Source organism: Pseudomonas sp. C7.1 (assembly GCF_056312395.1).
The window spans coordinates 318,045-335,143 of sequence record NZ_JBWDTL010000002.1 but is presented as its reverse complement, the minus strand read 5'-3'; the positions used below and the strand labels follow the sequence as shown (position 1 = coordinate 335,143).

Annotated in this window: 18 protein-coding genes and 1 riboswitch; of the genes, 7 read left to right on the top strand and 11 right to left on the bottom strand. The window is 61.8% G+C overall.

All coding sequences use genetic code 11. The features are described 5' to 3' along the window. The first annotated feature begins 118 nt into the window (after nucleotides 1-118). The 3 genes from AC0T4W_RS02815 to AC0T4W_RS02805 are packed head-to-tail and all read left to right on the top strand — an operon-like array spanning nucleotide 119 to nucleotide 2,934. Nucleotides 119-1,489: an MATE family efflux transporter gene (locus tag AC0T4W_RS02815; RefSeq protein ID WP_476316069.1), complete on the top strand. Its 1,371-nt coding sequence runs from the start codon at nucleotides 119-121 to the stop codon at nucleotides 1,487-1,489. After that, nucleotides 1,476-2,504, top strand: a complete 1,029-nt coding sequence (locus AC0T4W_RS02810; protein WP_476315787.1) for a sensor domain-containing diguanylate cyclase — start codon at nucleotides 1,476-1,478, stop codon at nucleotides 2,502-2,504. The genes AC0T4W_RS02815 and AC0T4W_RS02810 overlap by 14 nt, the downstream gene beginning before the upstream one ends. Nucleotides 2,505-2,532: 28 nt before the next feature. Continuing rightward, entirely contained in the window at nucleotides 2,533-2,934 is a 402-nt protein-coding gene (locus AC0T4W_RS02805) for a DUF2214 family protein (protein ID WP_476315784.1), read from the top strand. A 149-nt stretch (nucleotides 2,935-3,083) separates the two neighbouring features. On the opposite strand, the gene AC0T4W_RS02800 is transcribed toward AC0T4W_RS02805, so the two are convergent. Next, nucleotides 3,084-4,439, bottom strand: a complete 1,356-nt coding sequence (locus tag AC0T4W_RS02800) for an IS1182 family transposase (protein WP_476315485.1) — start codon at nucleotides 4,437-4,439, stop codon at nucleotides 3,084-3,086. Between the two features lie 241 nt (nucleotides 4,440-4,680). Here AC0T4W_RS02800 and AC0T4W_RS02795 point away from each other — a divergent pair, with 241 nt between their 5' ends. The 4 genes from AC0T4W_RS02795 (at nucleotide 4,681) to AC0T4W_RS02780 (ending at nucleotide 10,068) form a co-directional block, all read left to right on the top strand. After that, nucleotides 4,681-4,926 carry an exodeoxyribonuclease VII small subunit gene (locus AC0T4W_RS02795; protein ID WP_090255704.1) on the top strand — a complete coding sequence of 82 codons (246 nt, stop codon included), beginning with the start codon at nucleotides 4,681-4,683 and terminating at the stop codon, nucleotides 4,924-4,926. Next, on the top strand, nucleotides 4,923-5,810 hold the full coding sequence (gene ispA / locus AC0T4W_RS02790) for a (2E,6E)-farnesyl diphosphate synthase (RefSeq protein ID WP_476315781.1): 888 nt from the start codon (nucleotides 4,923-4,925) through the stop codon (nucleotides 5,808-5,810). The genes AC0T4W_RS02795 and ispA overlap by 4 nt, the downstream gene beginning before the upstream one ends. A 110-nt stretch (nucleotides 5,811-5,920) precedes the next feature. Next, on the top strand, nucleotides 5,921-7,816 hold the full coding sequence (dxs, locus tag AC0T4W_RS02785; protein ID WP_476315778.1) for a 1-deoxy-D-xylulose-5-phosphate synthase: 1,896 nt from the start codon (nucleotides 5,921-5,923) through the stop codon (nucleotides 7,814-7,816). 66 nt (nucleotides 7,817-7,882) lie between these two features. Then, nucleotides 7,883-8,096, top strand: a riboswitch (cobalamin riboswitch). 100 nt (nucleotides 8,097-8,196) lie between these two features. Then, entirely contained in the window at nucleotides 8,197-10,068 is a 1,872-nt protein-coding gene (locus AC0T4W_RS02780; RefSeq protein WP_476315776.1) for a TonB-dependent receptor domain-containing protein, read from the top strand. A 63-nt stretch (nucleotides 10,069-10,131) separates the two neighbouring features. Here AC0T4W_RS02780 and AC0T4W_RS02775 read toward each other — a convergent pair whose 3' ends face one another. From AC0T4W_RS02775 to ribBA, 10 genes are all read right to left on the bottom strand, one after another. Continuing rightward, complete coding sequence (locus AC0T4W_RS02775; RefSeq protein WP_476315774.1) at nucleotides 10,132-10,929, bottom strand: cobalamin-binding protein; 798 nt, start codon at nucleotides 10,927-10,929, stop codon at nucleotides 10,132-10,134. Beyond that, a complete protein-coding gene (locus AC0T4W_RS02770; protein ID WP_476315772.1) occupies nucleotides 10,929-11,345 on the bottom strand; it encodes an MFS transporter in 417 nt (138 codons plus the stop codon). Before AC0T4W_RS02770 ends, AC0T4W_RS02775 begins: the two co-directional genes overlap by 1 nt. Further along, nucleotides 11,342-11,962 (bottom strand): GTP cyclohydrolase II, encoded by a 621-nt coding sequence (gene ribA / locus AC0T4W_RS02765; RefSeq protein WP_476315770.1) that lies wholly within the window; start codon nucleotides 11,960-11,962, stop codon nucleotides 11,342-11,344. Before ribA ends, AC0T4W_RS02770 begins: the two co-directional genes overlap by 4 nt. Before the next feature lie 122 nt (nucleotides 11,963-12,084). Continuing rightward, nucleotides 12,085-12,732 carry a retropepsin-like aspartic protease family protein gene (locus tag AC0T4W_RS02760; RefSeq protein ID WP_476315768.1) on the bottom strand — a complete coding sequence of 216 codons (648 nt, stop codon included), beginning with the start codon at nucleotides 12,730-12,732 and terminating at the stop codon, nucleotides 12,085-12,087. Between the two features lie 17 nt (nucleotides 12,733-12,749). Next, nucleotides 12,750-13,478 (bottom strand): substrate-binding periplasmic protein, encoded by a 729-nt coding sequence (locus tag AC0T4W_RS02755; protein ID WP_476315766.1) that lies wholly within the window; start codon nucleotides 13,476-13,478, stop codon nucleotides 12,750-12,752. A gap of 17 nt (nucleotides 13,479-13,495) precedes the next feature. Further along, nucleotides 13,496-14,026 (bottom strand): phosphatidylglycerophosphatase A family protein, encoded by a 531-nt coding sequence (locus AC0T4W_RS02750; protein ID WP_476315764.1) that lies wholly within the window; start codon nucleotides 14,024-14,026, stop codon nucleotides 13,496-13,498. Further along, a complete protein-coding gene (gene thiL / locus AC0T4W_RS02745) occupies nucleotides 14,019-14,987 on the bottom strand; it encodes a thiamine-phosphate kinase (protein WP_476315762.1) in 969 nt (322 codons plus the stop codon). Before thiL ends, AC0T4W_RS02750 begins: the two co-directional genes overlap by 8 nt. A 7-nt stretch (nucleotides 14,988-14,994) precedes the next feature. Continuing rightward, a complete protein-coding gene (gene nusB / locus AC0T4W_RS02740) occupies nucleotides 14,995-15,486 on the bottom strand; it encodes a transcription antitermination factor NusB (RefSeq protein WP_476315759.1) in 492 nt (163 codons plus the stop codon). Beyond that, complete coding sequence (ribH, locus tag AC0T4W_RS02735) at nucleotides 15,483-15,959, bottom strand: 6,7-dimethyl-8-ribityllumazine synthase (RefSeq protein ID WP_476315757.1); 477 nt, start codon at nucleotides 15,957-15,959, stop codon at nucleotides 15,483-15,485. The genes nusB and ribH overlap by 4 nt, the downstream gene beginning before the upstream one ends. 51 nt (nucleotides 15,960-16,010) lie before the next feature. After that, nucleotides 16,011-17,090 carry a bifunctional 3,4-dihydroxy-2-butanone-4-phosphate synthase/GTP cyclohydrolase II gene (gene ribBA, locus AC0T4W_RS02730; RefSeq protein ID WP_476315754.1) on the bottom strand — a complete coding sequence of 360 codons (1,080 nt, stop codon included), beginning with the start codon at nucleotides 17,088-17,090 and terminating at the stop codon, nucleotides 16,011-16,013. Nucleotides 17,091-17,099: the final 9 nt, after the last annotated feature.

Sequence of the window (17,099 nt, the reverse complement as noted above, 5' to 3'; positions counted from 1 at the left end):
GCATACACAAAATTGCTCAGCAGCGCACGTCAGTCGATCAGTGTTTAATAGCCGGCCTGTGACACGCGCCAGCGCATTTCGTTGCAGGTACCCAAAATCAAGTTTGAGAGTGCATGTGATAACCGCCGTACGCGATGCCTGGCAGCACAGGCCAACCCATCAACGGGTGTGGGCACTGGCTGCGCCGATGATCCTCTGCAACCTCTCGGTGCCGCTGGTGGCACTGGTCGACAGCGCGGTGATCGGCCATCTACCCTACGCCCACCAACTGGCCGCCGTGGCCGTGGGCGGCAGTCTGTACACGCTACTGACCTGGGCGGTGGGTTTTCTGCGTATGGGCACCACCGGCTTTGCAGCCCAGGCCGCCGGGCGTAATGATGGCGGCGCGCTACGTCAGGTGCTGCTGCAGGGGTTGCTGCTTGGCGTGCTAATGGCGGTGCTGCTGATCAGCCTGGCCATTCCCCTGAGCAGCGCCGCACTCGCGCTGATGCAACCCGCGGCGCAGCTCGATGAGCTGGCGCGTAGCTACCTGTATATCCGCCTGCTCGGCCTGCCCGCAGCGCTGGCCACCTACGCCCTGGTCGGCTGGCTGCTTGGCACACAGAACGCGCGCGGGCCGCTGGCGATTTTGCTGACCACCAACCTGCTAAATGTCGCCCTCGATCTGTTGTTTGTCCTCGGCCTGCACTGGGGCGTCGCCGGTGCAGCCTGGGCCTCGGTGATTGCCGAGTGGAGCGGCGCGTTGCTCGGCCTGTACCTGGCGCGCCGTGCCCTGCGCGCCTATGCCGGCACGCTGGACTGGCCGGCGCTGCGCCGCTGGCTGAGCTGGCGACCGCTGTTGGCGGTTAACCGCGACATTTTTATCCGCACCCTGGCGCTGCAGGCGGTGTTCTTTCTGATCACCGTGCAGGGCACGCGCCTGGGCGATGCCACTGTGGCGGCCAACGCCTTACTGCTCAACGGCCTGCTGCTCGCCGCCCACGCCCTTGATGGCCTGGCCCATGCGCTGGAGGCACTCTGCGGGCATGCGCTGGGCGCGCGTGATCGCAGTGCGCTGCGGCGTACGCTGATTGTCGCAGGCGGTTGGTCGCTGCTCGCCAGCCTGGGCTTTGCGCTGTTTTTCCTGCTCGGTGGGCACTGGTTTATCAGCCTGCAAACCAACATAGCGGTGGTGCGCGAGGCGGCGTTCGCCTACCTGCCGTACCTCGCCCTGCTGCCGCTGATTGCGGTGTGGAGCTACCTGCTCGACGGCCTGTTTATCGGCGCCACCCGCGCCCGCGAAATGCGCGACGCCATGCTCCTCGCCCTGCTGCTCAGTTTGCCGCTGGCCTGGGCCCTGCAACCGCTCGGCAACCAGGGGCTGTGGCTGGCATTTCTGTCCTTTATGGGGCTGCGCAGCCTGTGCCTGGGTGGCTATGCTTACCGCCTGACTAAGGCCGATCAATGGTTCGCCCCCACTCAATCAGGAGCTCCCTATGCTCAGCCCTGAAACACCCAGCGATGAAGAGCTGCGCCAGCACATCCTCGACGATAACGATTTACTCGACACCCCCGCCGACCCCTACTTGGATACCCTGGTGCGGGTGGTACGTGAGGTGTTCGCGGTCAAAACCGTATTGGTCAGCCTGATCGACCATGACCGCCAGTGGTTCAAGTCGCGCATCGGCCTGGATGCCGACCAAACACCCCGCGCGATCTCGTTCTGCGGCCACGCCATTCTCGGCACCCAGCCATTTATCATCGAAGATACCCATAGCGACCCGCGCTTTGACGATAATCCGCTGGTGATCAACAACCCACATATCCGCTTTTATGCCGGGCAACCATTGTTCTCCAAGGAAGGCGTTGCACTGGGCACGCTGTGCCTGATCGATCCGGTACCGCATAAGCTCACCGATAAGCAACAATCCTTATTTAGCGACATGGCCACACTGGTGGAAGGCTACCTGAAGCTACGCAACGACAGTGAGCAGACCGCACAATTGCGCGCCGCGCTGAGCCGCGAACAGCGCAAAGCCATGCTCGACCCGCTGACTCAGCTGTGGAACCGCGCCGGCCTCAACCACTTTCTCCCCAGACAACAGCAGCAGGCTGACGACCTGGGCCGGCAACTGGGCGTGCTGTTCTGCGACCTCGACTACTTCAAGGAGGTCAACGACAGCCACGGCCACGCCGCAGGCGATCAAGCGCTGTGGGAAACCGCGCGGCGCATCAGCGCCGCCGTACGCCCGCAGGACGTGGTGACACGCAGCGGCGGCGAGGAGTTCGTAGTGCTGCTGCCGGTGCATGATCAGCAGGAGCTGCTGCAAATTGCCGAGCGCATTCGCAGCGCATTGAACAAAGCACCCGTGACCATCGACGAGCTGCATCTCAACCTGACCATCAGCATCGGCGCGGCATTGGGCGCCCCTCAGGAACCGCCAACGGCCACCATGAACCGCGCCGATCAGGCGCTGTATCAGGCCAAGGGCAATGGCCGTAACCGAGTCGAATTCACCAACTGATTATCCACTCCAAAAAAGTGACGCCACTATGGGCCACGCCCTTATCGCTTACCTGCATTACCTGTCGATTTTCGTGCTATTCGCCCTGCTCAGTATCGAGCATGTGCAATTCAAATTGCCGCTGGACCTGCGCCGCGCGCGCAGCCTGATCATCACCGACATCGCCTACGGCATCTGCGCTGGCGTGGTGCTGTTCACCGGTCTGGCGCGGATGCTGTGGTACGGCAAAGGCCTGGACTACTACCTGGGCAACAGCCTGTTTCATGCCAAGGTCGGTCTGTTTATTCTGGTCGGGCTGATTTCCGTGGTGCCGACCTTTGTCTTCATCAACTGGCGAAACAGCCTCAAGGCCGGCGAAGTGCCGCAGGTCAGCCCAGCCAAGGCACGCCTGGTGATTACGGCGATTCGCCTAGGAGCCTGTCGGACTTAACCCGAAAAGGAATGACAGCGCGGGTTTAGGTCTTTGATTGCTCGGGGTCGTTCTTTCTAAGCATCCGAGTTGACTATCGCGAACCCAGGCGGTCCGTTCGTGCACCTGAGCAGCTGCCTGGACGCGGGTGGGCGTACTTTTCGGCCGCGTTACATCGCGCGTAGCACATGCAAACGCTTGATGTTCCAGGCCATGGTCACCAGGCTCCATTCGCCCTGGGCGTTGGCCAGGCCGCGCATGCTCATCTGCCGCCAGCCCATCACTCGCTTGATGATGCCAAACACCGGTTCGACCGTCTGTTTGCGTAGCCTGTACAGCGCTCGACCTTCTTGCGTGCTCAGTCGGTGAGCCATCTGTTCGACTGGGTTACTCGTCTGTGGTAGCGGCGAGTCGGTGGCAAAGCGCTCCAGTACCGGGGTGTGGTGCGACTCGCGTTTGAGCGCCAGAAGCGGTTCGACCTTGGCTTCGTGGCAGGCGCTCACGTTGGCCTGGCTGAAGAAGCCGCTGTCCGCAATCAGGCTTTTCACCTCGCCTAATTCGGCGGGCAAGGTGGCTATGCGCTGTAGCGTGGGAACCACTTCGCGCTTGTCGTTGCAGGCCTGGGTTACATGCTGTGTGACCACCAGCATCGTCTCGGTGTCGACCCCGGCTTGAGCGTTATAGCTCTGCTCGAAGCCGCCACCGGAGACGGGCATGATGCGTGACTCTTCATCGGTCAGATTGACTTGATCGCTGTCTTTGGGGCCCGCTGCGGGCGGTTCTGGATCCTTGCCGCGTGGTTTCTTTCCAGCCTTGCGCTGGGCCTCACGCTTGGCCGTCTTGGCCTCGAATTGCTGTTGCTCAATGGCGTGTCGCTCAGCTGCACGTTGCTCGATCTTCGCTTTGGCCTGGGCTATCGCGCTGAGCCGATCTTCGCGCCGGGCAATCTCCGCCGGCACATCCATGCCATCGGGTACGGCGGCGCAGTCGCTGTTCTCGGCCAGCGCCAGCAACTGCTGGACCTCCTGGCGTAACTGCGCCTCGATCTTGTTGGCGTGCGCCCAGGACAAGGCCTTGTGCTTACTGGCGTTGGCCTCGATCTTGGTGCCGTCGAGAGCGATATGACCGAGCTTGAGCAGCTTCATCTCGCGCGCCAGCATCAGCACCTGGACGAACAGCGATTCAACCTGCTGCCGGAAACGTCGACGGAACGTAGCCAAGGTGTCGTGATCGGGGTGGGTGTTGGCCGCCAGATAACGGAACGCTACCGAGTCATAGGTCGCGCGTTCGATCTTGCGGCTGGAGTGCACGCCATTGGCGTAGCCGTATATCAGCAGCCCCAGGAGCACGGCCGGATGGTGGGCAGCTGAACCCCGCCCCGCATACTGCCCAGTCAGCTCGCTCAAATCGAGTTGCTCGATGACCTCGACCACGAACCGCGCCAAGTGATCCGCCGGCAACCACTCGTTCACCGAAGGCGGTAGTAAATACGCAGTGTCTCGGTCAGCAAGGACAAAACGGCTCATCAGCGGGGCTCTCGATTGCAGGGCCTTGATTGTCGCGAATACTTTCAGCGCAAGGAAGAGTCAGAAAGTCCGACAGGCTCCTAGAGCTATTGCTGCTACTGGTCATCCCATTACTGGCGGTGCTGATGGCGCTGGGTTATGGCGTAATCGGCTGACAACCCGGCCCTAATTTGCCCACAGGGCATGGCTCTGCTAGTGTCGCGCCGGTTCCACTTCCCCGATCCACCCCGAGATATCCGCCATGGCCGCCCGCAAAAAAGCCGCGCTCGACTTCGAGCAATCCCTGACCGATCTGCAAAACCTGGTCGAGCGTCTGGAAAACGGCGAGCTGTCGCTGGAAGATTCGCTAACCGCCTTCGAGCAAGGCGTGCGCCTGACCCGCGACTGCCAAGCCGCCCTGGCCCAGGCCGAGCAGAAAGTGCAAATCCTGATGGAACGCGACGGCGAGCTGGAGGAAGCCCCCTTCGACGCGGACCAGCAGGCATGATTGCGGCCTACCAGAGCAGCTGCCAACGCCGCGTCGATGCAGCATTGGAAGCCCTCCTGAGCAGCCCACGCCCGGAGCTGGAACGCCTTTACGCCGCCATGCGCTACAGCCTGTTCAATGGCGGCAAACGAGTACGCCCGCTACTCGCCTACGCCGCCTGCGAAGCCCTCGGCGGTACGCCTGAGCGCGCCAATGCGGCAGCCTGTGCGGTGGAGCTGATCCACGCCTATTCCCTGGTGCATGACGATTTGCCGGCGATGGACGATGACGACCTGCGTCGCGGCCAGCCGACCACCCATATAGCCTTCGATGAAGCCTGTGCGATTCTCGCCGGCGATGGCTTGCAAAGCCTGGCGTTTGAAGTGCTCAGCGATGCCACGCACAACCCGCATGACGCTGAGCTACGCCTCGCCATGCTCAGCGCCCTGGCCCGCGCGGCTGGCCCGGCTGGCATGGTCGGCGGCCAGGCCATCGACCTCGGCTCAGTCGGCCAGACCCTCGACCAGCACGCCCTGGAAATCATGCACCGGCACAAGACCGGCGCCTTGATCGAAGCCAGCGTCCAGCTCGGCGCTCTCGCCAGCGGCCAGGCCGACGTCCACGCCCTCAAGGCCCTGCACAGCTACGCCCGCGCCATCGGCCTGGCCTTCCAGGTGCAGGACGATATCCTCGACGTGGAAAGCGACACCGCCACCCTGGGCAAGACCCAGGGCAAGGACCAGGCCCACGACAAACCCACCTACCCGGCCCTGCTCGGCCTCGACGCTGCCAAAGCCTACGCCCTGGAACTGCGCGATCAGGCCCTGCACGCCCTGCGCCCGTTCGACCAGGCCGCCGAACCACTGCGCGACCTGGCGCGTTATATCGTCGAACGACGCAGCTGATTCCCCTCTTCAGTAGGGCAAAGCCTGCGCAGCTTGCCGCTTGTTGCTTAAAGCTTGCGGCTACTTTCAGGTAAACTGCCGCATCTTTTACACCTATAACGACCCGCACGATGCCGACGACCTTCCACGAGATCCCCCGTGAACGCCCGCTGACGCCCCTGCTAGACCGCGCCAATACGCCGGACGAGCTGCGCCGTCTGGGCGAAGCCGAGCTGGAAACCCTGGCCGACGAGCTGCGTCAATACCTGCTGTATACGGTGGGGCAGACGGGCGGGCATTTCGGCGCGGGCCTGGGCGTAATTGAGCTGACCGTGGCCCTGCATTACGTGTTCGACACCCCGGATGACCGCTTGGTGTGGGATGTGGGCCATCAGGCCTACCCGCATAAAATCCTTACCGGCCGCCGCGAGCAGATGGGCAGCCTGCGGCAGAAGGATGGCATCGCCGCCTTCCCGCGCCGCTCGGAAAGCGAGTACGACACCTTTGGCGTCGGCCACTCCAGCACCAGTATCAGCGCGGCACTGGGCATGGCCATCGCCGCGCGCATCCAGGGTTCGCGGCGCAAGGCCGTGGCGGTGATCGGCGACGGCGCACTGACCGCCGGCATGGCCTTTGAAGCGCTCAATCACGCCAGCGACGTCAACGCCAATATGCTGGTGATCCTCAACGACAATGACATGTCGATCTCCAAGAACGTCGGCGGCCTGTCCAACTACCTGGCCAAGATTATCTCCAGCCGCACCTACACCAACATGCGCGAGGGCAGTAAGAAGATCCTCTCAAGCCTGCCCGGCGCCTGGGAGATCGCGCGTAAGGTCGAAGAACACGCCAAAGGCATGCTGGTGCCAGGCACCCTGTTCGAGGAGCTGGGCTGGAACTACGTCGGCCCCATTGACGGCCACGACCTGCCGACCCTGCTCGCCACCCTGCGCAATATGCGTGACCTCGACGGCCCGCAGTTTCTGCATGTGGTGACCAAGAAGGGCAAGGGCTTCGCGCCAGCCGAAGCCGACCCGATTGGCTATCACGCCATTACCAAGCTGGAGCCGATCAACGCGCCAGCCGCCCCCAAGCAAGCCAGCGGCCCGAAATACTCCAGCGTCTTTGGCCAGTGGCTGTGCGATATGGCCGCCGAAGATCCCCGCCTGGTCGGCATCACCCCGGCGATGAAGGAAGGCTCCGATCTGGTGGCCTTTAGCGAACGTTATCCCGAGCGCTATTTCGATGTAGCCATCGCTGAGCAGCATGCGGTAACCCTCGCCGCCGGCATGGCCTGCGATGGCGCCAAGCCGGTGGTGGCGATCTACTCGACTTTTCTGCAGCGCGCCTATGACCAGCTGATCCACGACGTGGCCGTGCAGCACCTCGATGTGCTGTTCGCCATCGACCGCGCCGGCCTGGTCGGCGAAGACGGTCCGACCCACGCCGGCAGCTTCGATATTGCCTACCTGCGCTGCATCCCCGGCATGCTGGTAATGACGCCCAGCGATGAAAACGAGTTGCGCCGCATGCTCACCACCGGGCACCTGTTCAATGGCCCGGCGGCAGTTCGCTACCCGCGTGGCAGCGGCCCGAATGCCGCCATTGAGCCAGGCCTGGAGCCACTGGAAATCGGTAAGGGCATCATTCGCCGCCAGGGCAGCAAAACGGCCCTACTGGTATTCGGCGTACAGCTGAGTGAGGCGCTTAAGGTTGGCGAAGCACTCGACGCCAGCGTAGTCGATATGCGCTTCGTCAAACCCCTCGACGCGGCCCTGGTGCGCCAACTGGCAGCCAGCCACGAACTGCTGGTCACCATCGAAGAGAACAGCGTGATGGGCGGTGCTGGCAGCGCGGTCAGCGAGTTCCTCGCCCAGGCCGGCATCCTCAAGCCGGTGCTGCATCTGGGCTTGCCTGACTACTACGTCGAACACGCAAAACCGGCGCAAATGCTCGCCGAATGCGGGCTGGATGCCGCCGGTATCGAAGCTGCCGTCCGCGCGCGCCTCGCCAGCCTTTGTGCATGAGCGCCGCTCATCCAGAGCTGAATCAGGCTTGCTTGTAATTCATCCACCCGCGCATTAAGGTGCGCGGCGTTTTACTTCCGCCAAGGTGCGCCCTTCCACAGTGAAGCGGCGTTAAACGGGAAGCCGGTGAGTCCATAACGGACCATTCCGGCGCTGCCCCCGCAACGGTAATCGACCGCAGACCCGTTCTGCACGCTGCCTCAACGCCACTGGGTTACCCCGGGAAGGCGAGGCGGCGCACGTCGAGAGCCCGGAGACCGGCCTTGCTGGATGTGACTGGTGTTGCGGAGGGCATCACCGTCAAGCTCAGGTTGCGTCCGCGCGCCCGTTCTTGCACCTGCCCTCCTCAAAAGTCGTTCGACCTTTTGAGGATTCTCTACGTGAAATTGTCCCGTATTGCCTTGGCTGTGGCGCTGCTGCCGCTGGCTGCTCATGCTGACCCACTCCAATTGCAGCCATTGGTTGTGACCTCCGGGCGGCACGCCGAACCAATCCAGCAGGCAACCGCAGCCACCACGGTTTTTACTCGCCAGGATATCGAACGCCTGCAAGTGCGCAGCGTTGCTGAGCTGCTTGAACGCGTGCCCGGCGTCAGCGTCAGCCGTACCGGCGGCGCGGGCAGCCAGACCGGCCTGTTTGTACGCGGCACCTCGACCGCGCAAACTCTGGTGCTGGTAGACGGCCAACGTATTGCCTCTGCCTCCAGCGGCACCAGCAGCCTGGAGTTCCTCAGCCCGGAGCAGATTGAGCGCGTTGAAGTCGTACGCGGCGCGCGTTCGGCGCTCTATGGCTCGGATGCCATCGGTGGCGTCGTGCAGATTTTCACCCGCCAAGGCAGCGGTGACGGGCTCAAGCCCTACGTCCGCCTTGGCGTCGGCAGCAACCAGACCTTCGAACGCAGCCTTGGCCTGTCCGGCGGCGATGCGCAAACTCGCTTCAATCTGGGCGCCGCACTCGACGAAAGCCAGGGGATCGACGCCACACGCGATAACTTCGGCGCCAACGGCGATGACGATGCCTATCGTAATAAATCGCTGAGTTTGAACCTCTCGCACCGCTTCAATGACGATCTGAAGATCGGCTTCAGCGCCCTCGACCAACGCGGCCAGGCCGAGTTCGAGGACCTCTTCAGCACCTCATTGCCCACTACGGACTTCCAGCTCAGCAGCCTGTCCAGCTACATCGATGGCAATCTCAACGAGACTTGGAATAGCCGCCTGGAAATCGGCCACAGCGAGGACAAGCGCGACACCGGCAACGACCAGCCAAACGCCAACGCATTTTCGTTCTACAGCTTTAATACCTACCGCGACTCGGCCAACTGGGTGAACACCCTGACCCTCAACGAGCGCCACCAAGTGCTGCTAGGTGCCGATTGGTATGAGGATCGTGTGAATGGCAGCGAGGACTTCAATGAGGACTCGCGCTGGAACCAAGCTGCATTTATTCAGCACCGCTACAACGCCGACTACTTCTCGACCGAGCTGGGGCTGCGCCATGACAAGAACCAGCAGTTCGGCAGTAAAAACACCTGGAACGCTGCGTTAACTGTGCCGCTCAATGACAACAATGATGTGATCCTGTCCTATAGCGAAGGCTTTCGCGCGCCGACCTTCAACGACTTGTATTACCCCGACTTCTGTTTCGGCGGTTTTTGCTCCGCCAGCGCGAACCCCGACCTCGAACCAGAAACATCTAAAAGCTACGAAGCCCAGTGGCGCAGCCGTTACAGCGAAAGCGGTGCGCTGGAACTATCGCTGTACCGCATTGATCTACAAGACGCGATTGTTCTCGACCAGAACTTTATTCCGCAGAACGTACAGACCGCGCGCATCAACGGCTTCGACGCTGCGCTAAAGCAGGAACTCTTCGGCTGGCAGGGCAGCCTGGCACTCGCCTTGATCGACCCAAGAGATCGCGGCACTGGCCACACCCTCGCCCGCCGTGCCAAACGCACGCTGAGCCTGGACCTGGATCGTCAATTGGGTGAGTTTGCCGTGGGTGCCAGTTGGCGCGTAGTCAGCGGCCGCTATGACGACGCCGCCAACACCCGTGAGCTGGGTGGTTACGGCCTGCTTAGCCTGCGCGGCACATGGCAAGCGACCAAAGAAGTGGCCCTCGACCTGAAACTGAACAACCTCTTCGACAAGGATTATGCCGAGGCGACTTACAGCACCAGCAACGGACGCTTCGGCTACAACAGCGAAGGACGTACCGCACTGTTTGCCGTGACCTGGACGCCTCAACTTTGAGTCATCAGCTAGGCGCTCAATAGACTGCCCCCAAGACAGAGCCCCGCCATAGTGCGGGGCTTCTTAGTGCGCGTCGCTCAACACCTCACACAACCGCTCGAGCGCCCCCAGCATCTGAAAACTCGGCCGCTCCAGGCCGGCATCCGGCACCAACCACAGCTGCTTACGTTCAACTGCCGCTACCCCAGGCCAGATGCGCCAGGCGTCCAGCTGCCCTTGCACGCCTGCCAGAATCACCTCGGGATTACGCTGCAGCACCGCTTCCACGCTGACCTGCGGTGCAGGCAAGGCAAGCTCGGCAAAGATATTCTCGGCCCCGCAGATACCTAGGGCGTCGCTGATAATCTGCTGGCCGCCGATGGTATACAGCGGTGCATCCCAGACTTGATAGAACAGGCGCAACGGCTGTTCACGCTGATAACGCTGACGTAACGCGGCCAGGCCGCGATTGAATTGCTGATGCAGTTGCTGGCCTTGCTCGGCGCGACCGATACGCGTGCCGATTTCAACGAAATTTTCTGCCAGATCAGCCAGTTTGCGCGGCGCCACAATCAGCAGGGGAATCCCCATACGCTGCAGCTGCTGGCGTTGCGCGCTGCTGATGCTATCGGGCCAGAGCAGCACCAGGTCGGGCTGCAGTTCGAGCAGGCTTTCCAGCTCCAGCTGGCCATAGCGACCGACCGAAGGCAGCTGCGCCACCGCTGCCGGGCGCTCACCACCATCAAGCAGGCCGACCAGCAGATCGCCCGCATCCAGCTCCAGCATGATTTCGGTCAGAGAAGGTGCCAGGGTCACCACCCGCTCAACTGCTGCTACCGGCCAAGCCAGCGCGAGCAGCAAGCAGAGGGGGAATAGGCGCATCAGCCGAGTTGGCGAGGAATGCGGTAGAGATACAGCAAGACGATGCTGGAAATCGCCAGAAGGATCAGCGGAATCGCTTCCAGGCCAGCGAATACCGCAATGGCGGCAATCCAGGCCGGCAGCGCCGCGCCGAGAAAGGCCAGGCGACGCACGCGCGCAAGCTCCAGCCAGGCATCGTGTTCATCTACGGTATCGAGGGCTTTTTCCGTGGCCACCAGTGCGCGTTTGTAGACGCTGAACAGCGGCAGGCTGACAAACATTGAGGCCAGGGCGACGATAAACAGTGGCATGGTCAGCAGGCCGGTTTTCTGCTCAGCGCCAAACAGCAGGTTGAGCACAAACAGCGGCACCAGAGTCACGGCCAATTGCCGCCACCACTCCAGCGCCAACCTCCGGCGCACTTCAGCGCGTGTCACAGGCTTTCCTCAACCTCGCCCTGGTGCAGGCTGCCGAGCATATGCCCAAGCTTGCCGGCCTTGGTGGCGAGGTATTTCTTGTTGTGCGGGTTGTGGTCGATCTGCAGCGGTACACGGATCGCCACATTGATACCCATATCACCCAGCGCCTTAACCTTGCGCGGGTTGTTGGTCATCAGCTTGAGCTGGCTGATGCCCAGATGATCGAGCATCGGCAGGCAGATCGCGTAGTCACGCTGGTCAGCGCCGAAGCCTAGGCGCTCATTGGCCTCCACGGTATCGGCGCCACCGTCCTGCAACTCATAGGCGCGGATCTTGTTCAGCAGGCCAATACCACGGCCTTCCTGACGCAGATACAGCAAAACGCCACGACCTTCACTGGCAATCGCACGCAGCGCCGCTTCGAGCTGGAAACCACAATCGCAGCGCAAGCTAAACAGCGCATCGCCAGTAAGGCATTCGGAGTGCAAACGGCCCAGTACGGGCGCGCCATCGGCCACATCACCAAAGGTCAGGGCTACATGTTCCTTGCCTGTGGCCGTTTCGAGAAAGCCATGCATGGTGAACACGCCAAACGGCGTAGGCAGTTGGGAGGCGGCGACAAACACTACGGACACCGGATGCTCCTAAAGAAAATGGGCAGGGGAAATCAGGCCGGCATTGTAACAGCAGGCCCTGGCAGCCGCTTAGCCTGAATTACTGATGATAAAGATCGAGCCAGCGCGAGGTTAGCCAGGCGCTAGTACTTGGACTCCAGCACCAGCACATCCTGCTCAACCCTCCAGCCAACGCGGCTAAGGAAGCTCATGCCAAGCAAGGCCTCGGTAGGCGAGCCGCCTTCCAGCACTACGGCCTCGACACCCAGCACTTCCAGTTCGCCGATCTTTACCCGGTCCAGCGTCACGCGCCAGCCGCGCGCGGTGCCACTGGCAGTGCTGACCTGCAAGGGCGCACCGATCACTCGGTAATCGATGCCCAGACGGCGCGCATGCTCGTCATTCAAGGCCACCGAGGTAGCCCCGGTATCCACCAGGAACTGGATGGACTGGCCATTCACCGAACCCGCTATCCAATAATGACCGCCGATGCCTTTGGCTACACTGAGCTGCTTCTTCTGCGCTTCGGCAAAGCCTTCGCTGTACTCGCGACTCAGGCTGTAGCTGCGCTCAACACCGTCGACACGTAGCACCGCGCCACGGCTACCGGCACTGACTACCACCACGCCGCCTGGGCCAACCTGGCCAACTTTGACCAGCTTGCGCTGCCCCTCGATATTCAACACCGCCGCACCAGGAAACAGGCCAACAACGCGCACCTGAGTGGCCGCCATCGCTCCACTGCCAAGCAACAGTGGCAGGCTCAATAACAGTATTTTCAAGGCGTACATGGAACGTCTCACACAGGTTAATCAAACGGGTAAGGTTGCTGCCAGTGCAGGAAAATCGGGCGCAGACTGCCGTCCGCCACCAGGCTATCCATACGCGTGTCGAACAGCTCAGCCAGGGTTCGGCCGCGCGGCGTATCGGCAAAGCCCAGGTAGATCGGCAGCTTGGTCAACGGGGTAATGCGATAGCGATCAGGCTGACTGGCCGTGCTCAGCGCAGCCTCAACCTCGCTCAGGGCATCGAGATAAAAATCCACATGGCCCAAATCCAACATGCCGAGGATACCGCTATTGCGCTGCACTTCGCGGTACTGGCGCAAATTTGGCAGATAACGCTGATATTCATAGCCGCGCATCCAAACCAGGCGGAACTCGCCGAGCGAATCCAGACTGGGGATCGGCTTGTCCAGCAGGCCCAGCACGACAATCTGGTCGGCGTCGTAGTTCCAACGCGGATAAAACACGCCCCGCTCGACTTCGTTAAGGTAAGAGCCAGCCCAGGCATCGGCATCGCCGCGCTGCACCAGGCCAATGGAGCGGGTGTAGGGCACACTCTGGATATCCAGCTGCACGCCGACAGGCTCGAATACCGTGCGAAAAATATCCCAGGCCAGGCCACTGCCATCGGCATGGGTGTGCCCTTCCCACACTTCACTGGCAATACGGACCTGCGCCGGCTCTGCGGCGTATACCAATCCACCGGCCAAGCTGATTACCGACCACAGCAACCACCGACAACAGCGGTCCATTAGCGATCCTTTTCTGATTACCAGCCCAACCCAGCGGCCAACCCATTAGCCCAGCCCCAGACGATCAGCTGCAGGGCTATCCAGGCGAAGACGCCGGCGAGCACATCATCGAGCATGATGCCGACACCGCCATGCACGTGCCGATCAATCCAGCGAATCGGCCAAGGCTTGAGGATGTCGAACACACGGAACAATAGAAAGCCTAGCAGCAACCAGCCCCAACCGTCCGGCACCAGCCAGAGGGTGATCCACATACCGACCATTTCGTCCCAGACAATGCCCTCATGGTCATGCACGCGCAGATCATCAGCCACCTTGCCGCACAGCCAAAAGCCAAACAGCATGGTGATGCCGAGCATCAGCCAGTAGCCCCAGTCCGGCAGCATCTGAAACAGCGGGATAAACGGCAGCGCCACCAGCGAACCCCAAGTACCGGGAGCTTTGGGCAAGGTGCCGGAGCCAAAGCCGAACGCGAGAAAATGCCAGGGGTTGCGCCAGACCGAAGGCGGCACGAACTCGGCGGGGACCTGCTTGGGATGATCAGTCACTGGCACTTCCAAAATGTTGATAGCCGCTGCGTGGCAGCTGCACGGGCTGGCCTTGCGAGTCCAACAGAGTAACGCCCTGGCCGGTCGCAACACGACCAATAACACGCACAGGCCAGCCAGCCTGCTGCAAATCCGCCAGATAGGCCACCGGTAGGGTAAAGGCCAGGCGGTAATCATCGCCACCACTTAAAGCACATTGGCGCGCCGCCGACTCTCCGGCAAATGCCAGCAAGGCGGCGGACAGCGGCACCTGAGCCTGTTCGATGATTAACGCCACATCAGAGGCGGCGGCGATATGCCCACAATCGGCCAGGAGCCCATCGGAAATATCCAACGCCGCAGTGGCTTTGCCCCGTAGCGCCAGGCCCAGCTCAAGCTGCGGCATGGGCGACCAGTAGCGCGCCAGCAACGGCTCGGCCACTGCCGGATCGGCTTGGCGCTGGCCAAGCACCAACGGCAAAGCGCCAGCGGCATCGCCCAGCTCACCGCCGACACAGAGCAGATCACCGACCTGCGCGCCCTGGCGGGTCAGCGCCATGCCCGTCGGCACACGGCCGAATACGCTCAGGGTGAGGCTCAAAGGACCACGGGTGGTATCGCCGCCGATCAGGCGAATCGTGCAATGCTGCGCCATTTGATCCAGGCCACGGGCAAACGCCTGCAGCCACTCTGGCTCGGCACTGGGCAGGGTCAAGGCAAGGGTAAAGCCGACAGGCGTCGCGCCCATGGCGGCCAGATCGCTGACCGATACAGCCAGCGCACGCTGCGCCAGCAGAAACGGGTCAGGCGATTCGGGGAAATGCACCCCGGCAACCAGGGTGTCAGTAGAAATGGCCAGCTGCTCGCCAGCCGGCACTTGCAACAGGGCGCAGTCGTCGCCAATGCCTAATGCCACACCTTCGCCAGCTTGCGCACAGGACGCAGCGGCGAAGTAGTGACGGATCAGCTCGAACTCACCCAAAACAGGCTTAACGCTTGTTGGCGCGAACTTCGTCCGCGCGCAGGCGCGGTGCCAGTTTGTCCAGCACGCCGTTGACGAACTTGTGCCCGTCAGTGGCGCCAAACACCTTGGCCAGCTCGATGCCTTCGTTGATCACCACGCGATAGGGGATATCGATGCGGTTTTTCAGCTCGTAGGTCGAAAGACGTAGGATAGACAGTTCAACCGGGTCGATTTCATCCAGTGGGCGGTCAAGCAGCGACTCGAACGCGCCATCGATCTCGGTTTTCTGACGCGGCACGCCATGCAGAATCTCGTGAAAGTAGGCACCGTCCACCGCAGTGAAATCGTTATCGACGCGAAACTGCGCTTCGATTTCGTTCAGCTGCTGCCCGGCCATATGCCAGGAGTACAGCGCCTGCATGGCCAGAGTGCGCGCCTGACGGCGCGCGAGGGTTTTGCTGCTGGGGCCTTTTTTCGGCGCTTGTGGCTGCTGCCCGTTACCGTCGGCCTGGCTCACTTGGCCTCCAACTGCGCCAGCAGGCTGACCATTTCCAGAGCGGACAGTGCAGCTTCCGCGCCTTTGTTGCCGGCTTTAGTGCCGGAACGCTCAATGGCTTGCTCGATGGAGTCAACAGTCAACACGCCGAAGGCAACCGGTACGCCGAACTCCATGGACACCTGGGCCAAGCCCTTGGTGCATTCACCAGCCACGTATTCGAAGTGCGGAGTGCCGCCACGAATCACCGCACCGAGGGCGATGATGGCGTCGAAATCGCCACGCTGGGCGATTTTCTGCGCGACCAACGGGATCTCGAAGGCACCCGGCGCGCGGATGATGGTGATGTCGCTTTCGCTCACGCCATGGCGAACCAGGGCGTCAACTGCGCCGCTTACCAGGCTTTCGACAACGAAGCTGTTAAAGCGGCCGACGACCAGTGCAAAGCGGCCCTTGGGGGCGATAAAAGTACCTTCGATGGTCTTCAGGGTCATAACGCGTCTCGTCTATTTAAAGAGCCGGGCCGCCAGTGGCGACCCTTGGGATTATTTGGAGGGCAGGTATTCTACAACTTCCAGGTCAAAACCGGATATCGCATTGAACTTCATCGGCGAACTCATCAGGCGCATTTTGCGCACCCCGAGGTCACGCAGGATCTGCGAGCCAGCGCCGACAGTGCTGTAGGTCGCCGGGCTGGCCGGTTGTTGCCGGTCCAAGAGGGCCAGCAGTTCAGGCCCGGTGAGCGGATTGCCGAGCAGCAGCACCACGCCGCTGCCATCCTTGGCCACTTCAGCCATGGCCGCACGCAGGCTCCAACGGCCCGGCTGATTGACCAGAAACAAATCGCGCAGCGGGTCCATGTTGTGAACCCGCACCAGGGTCGGCTCTTCAGCGCACACAGTGCCTAAGGTCAGGGCCATATGCGCCGTATCCTCGACGCCATCGCGATAGGTCACCAAATTGAACTGACCCAACTCGGTATCGAGCACCTGCTCGCTGACACGTTCAACCGTGCGCTCATGCATCAAGCGGTAATGAATAAGGTCTGCGATGGTACCGATCTTGATGCCGTGCTCGGCAGCGAATACTTCCAGCTCAGGGCGACGCGCCATGGTGCCGTCGTCGTTCATGATTTCGCAGATCACCCCGCTCGGCTCAAAACCACCCATACGTGCCAGGTCGCAGGCTGCTTCGGTGTGGCCGGCACGCGCCAGTACGCCGCCCGCTTGCGCCATCAGCGGGAAGATATGACCGGGGCTGACGATATCGTCGGCTTTGGCGTTTTTCGCCGCAGCGGCCTGCACAGTGCGCGCGCGGTCAGCGGCAGAAATGCCAGTGGTCACCCCTTCTGCCGCCTCGATGGAGACGGTGAACTTGGTGCCAAAACCGGAACCATTGCGCGGCGCCATCAGCGGCAACTTGAGGGTTTCGCAGCGCTCGCGGGTCATCGGCATGCAGATCAGGCCACGGGCAAAGCGCGCCATAAAGTTGATGTGCTCGGCAGTCACGCACTCGGAGGCGATGATCAGATCACCTTCGTTCTCGCGGTCTTCGTCATCCATGAGGATGACCATCTTGCCGGCGCGGATGTCTTCGACCAGTTCTTCGATACTGTTAAGAGCCATTCGGGCGAT

Bases quoted from the DNA above. Each gene is read 5' to 3' on its own strand.
- AC0T4W_RS02810 (WP_476315787.1), top strand. From the start codon at position 1,476: ATGCTCAGCCCTGAAACACCCAGCGATGAAGAGCTGCGCCAGCACATC.
- AC0T4W_RS02805 (WP_476315784.1), top strand. From the start codon at position 2,533: ATGGGCCACGCCCTTATCGCTTACCTGCATTACCTGTCGATTTTCGTG.
- AC0T4W_RS02800 (WP_476315485.1), bottom strand. From the start codon at position 4,439: ATGAGCCGTTTTGTCCTTGCTGACCGAGACACTGCGTATTTACTACCG.
- AC0T4W_RS02795 (WP_090255704.1), top strand. From the start codon at position 4,681: ATGGCCGCCCGCAAAAAAGCCGCGCTCGACTTCGAGCAATCCCTGACC.
- ispA (WP_476315781.1), top strand. From the start codon at position 4,923: ATGATTGCGGCCTACCAGAGCAGCTGCCAACGCCGCGTCGATGCAGCA.
- dxs (WP_476315778.1), top strand. From the start codon at position 5,921: ATGCCGACGACCTTCCACGAGATCCCCCGTGAACGCCCGCTGACGCCC.
- AC0T4W_RS02775 (WP_476315774.1), bottom strand. From the start codon at position 10,929: ATGCGCCTATTCCCCCTCTGCTTGCTGCTCGCGCTGGCTTGGCCGGTA.
- AC0T4W_RS02760 (WP_476315768.1), bottom strand. From the start codon at position 12,732: ATGTACGCCTTGAAAATACTGTTATTGAGCCTGCCACTGTTGCTTGGC.
- AC0T4W_RS02755 (WP_476315766.1), bottom strand. From the start codon at position 13,478: ATGGACCGCTGTTGTCGGTGGTTGCTGTGGTCGGTAATCAGCTTGGCC.
- ribH (WP_476315757.1), bottom strand. From the start codon at position 15,959: ATGACCCTGAAGACCATCGAAGGTACTTTTATCGCCCCCAAGGGCCGC.
- ribBA (WP_476315754.1), bottom strand. From the start codon at position 17,090: ATGGCTCTTAACAGTATCGAAGAACTGGTCGAAGACATCCGCGCCGGC.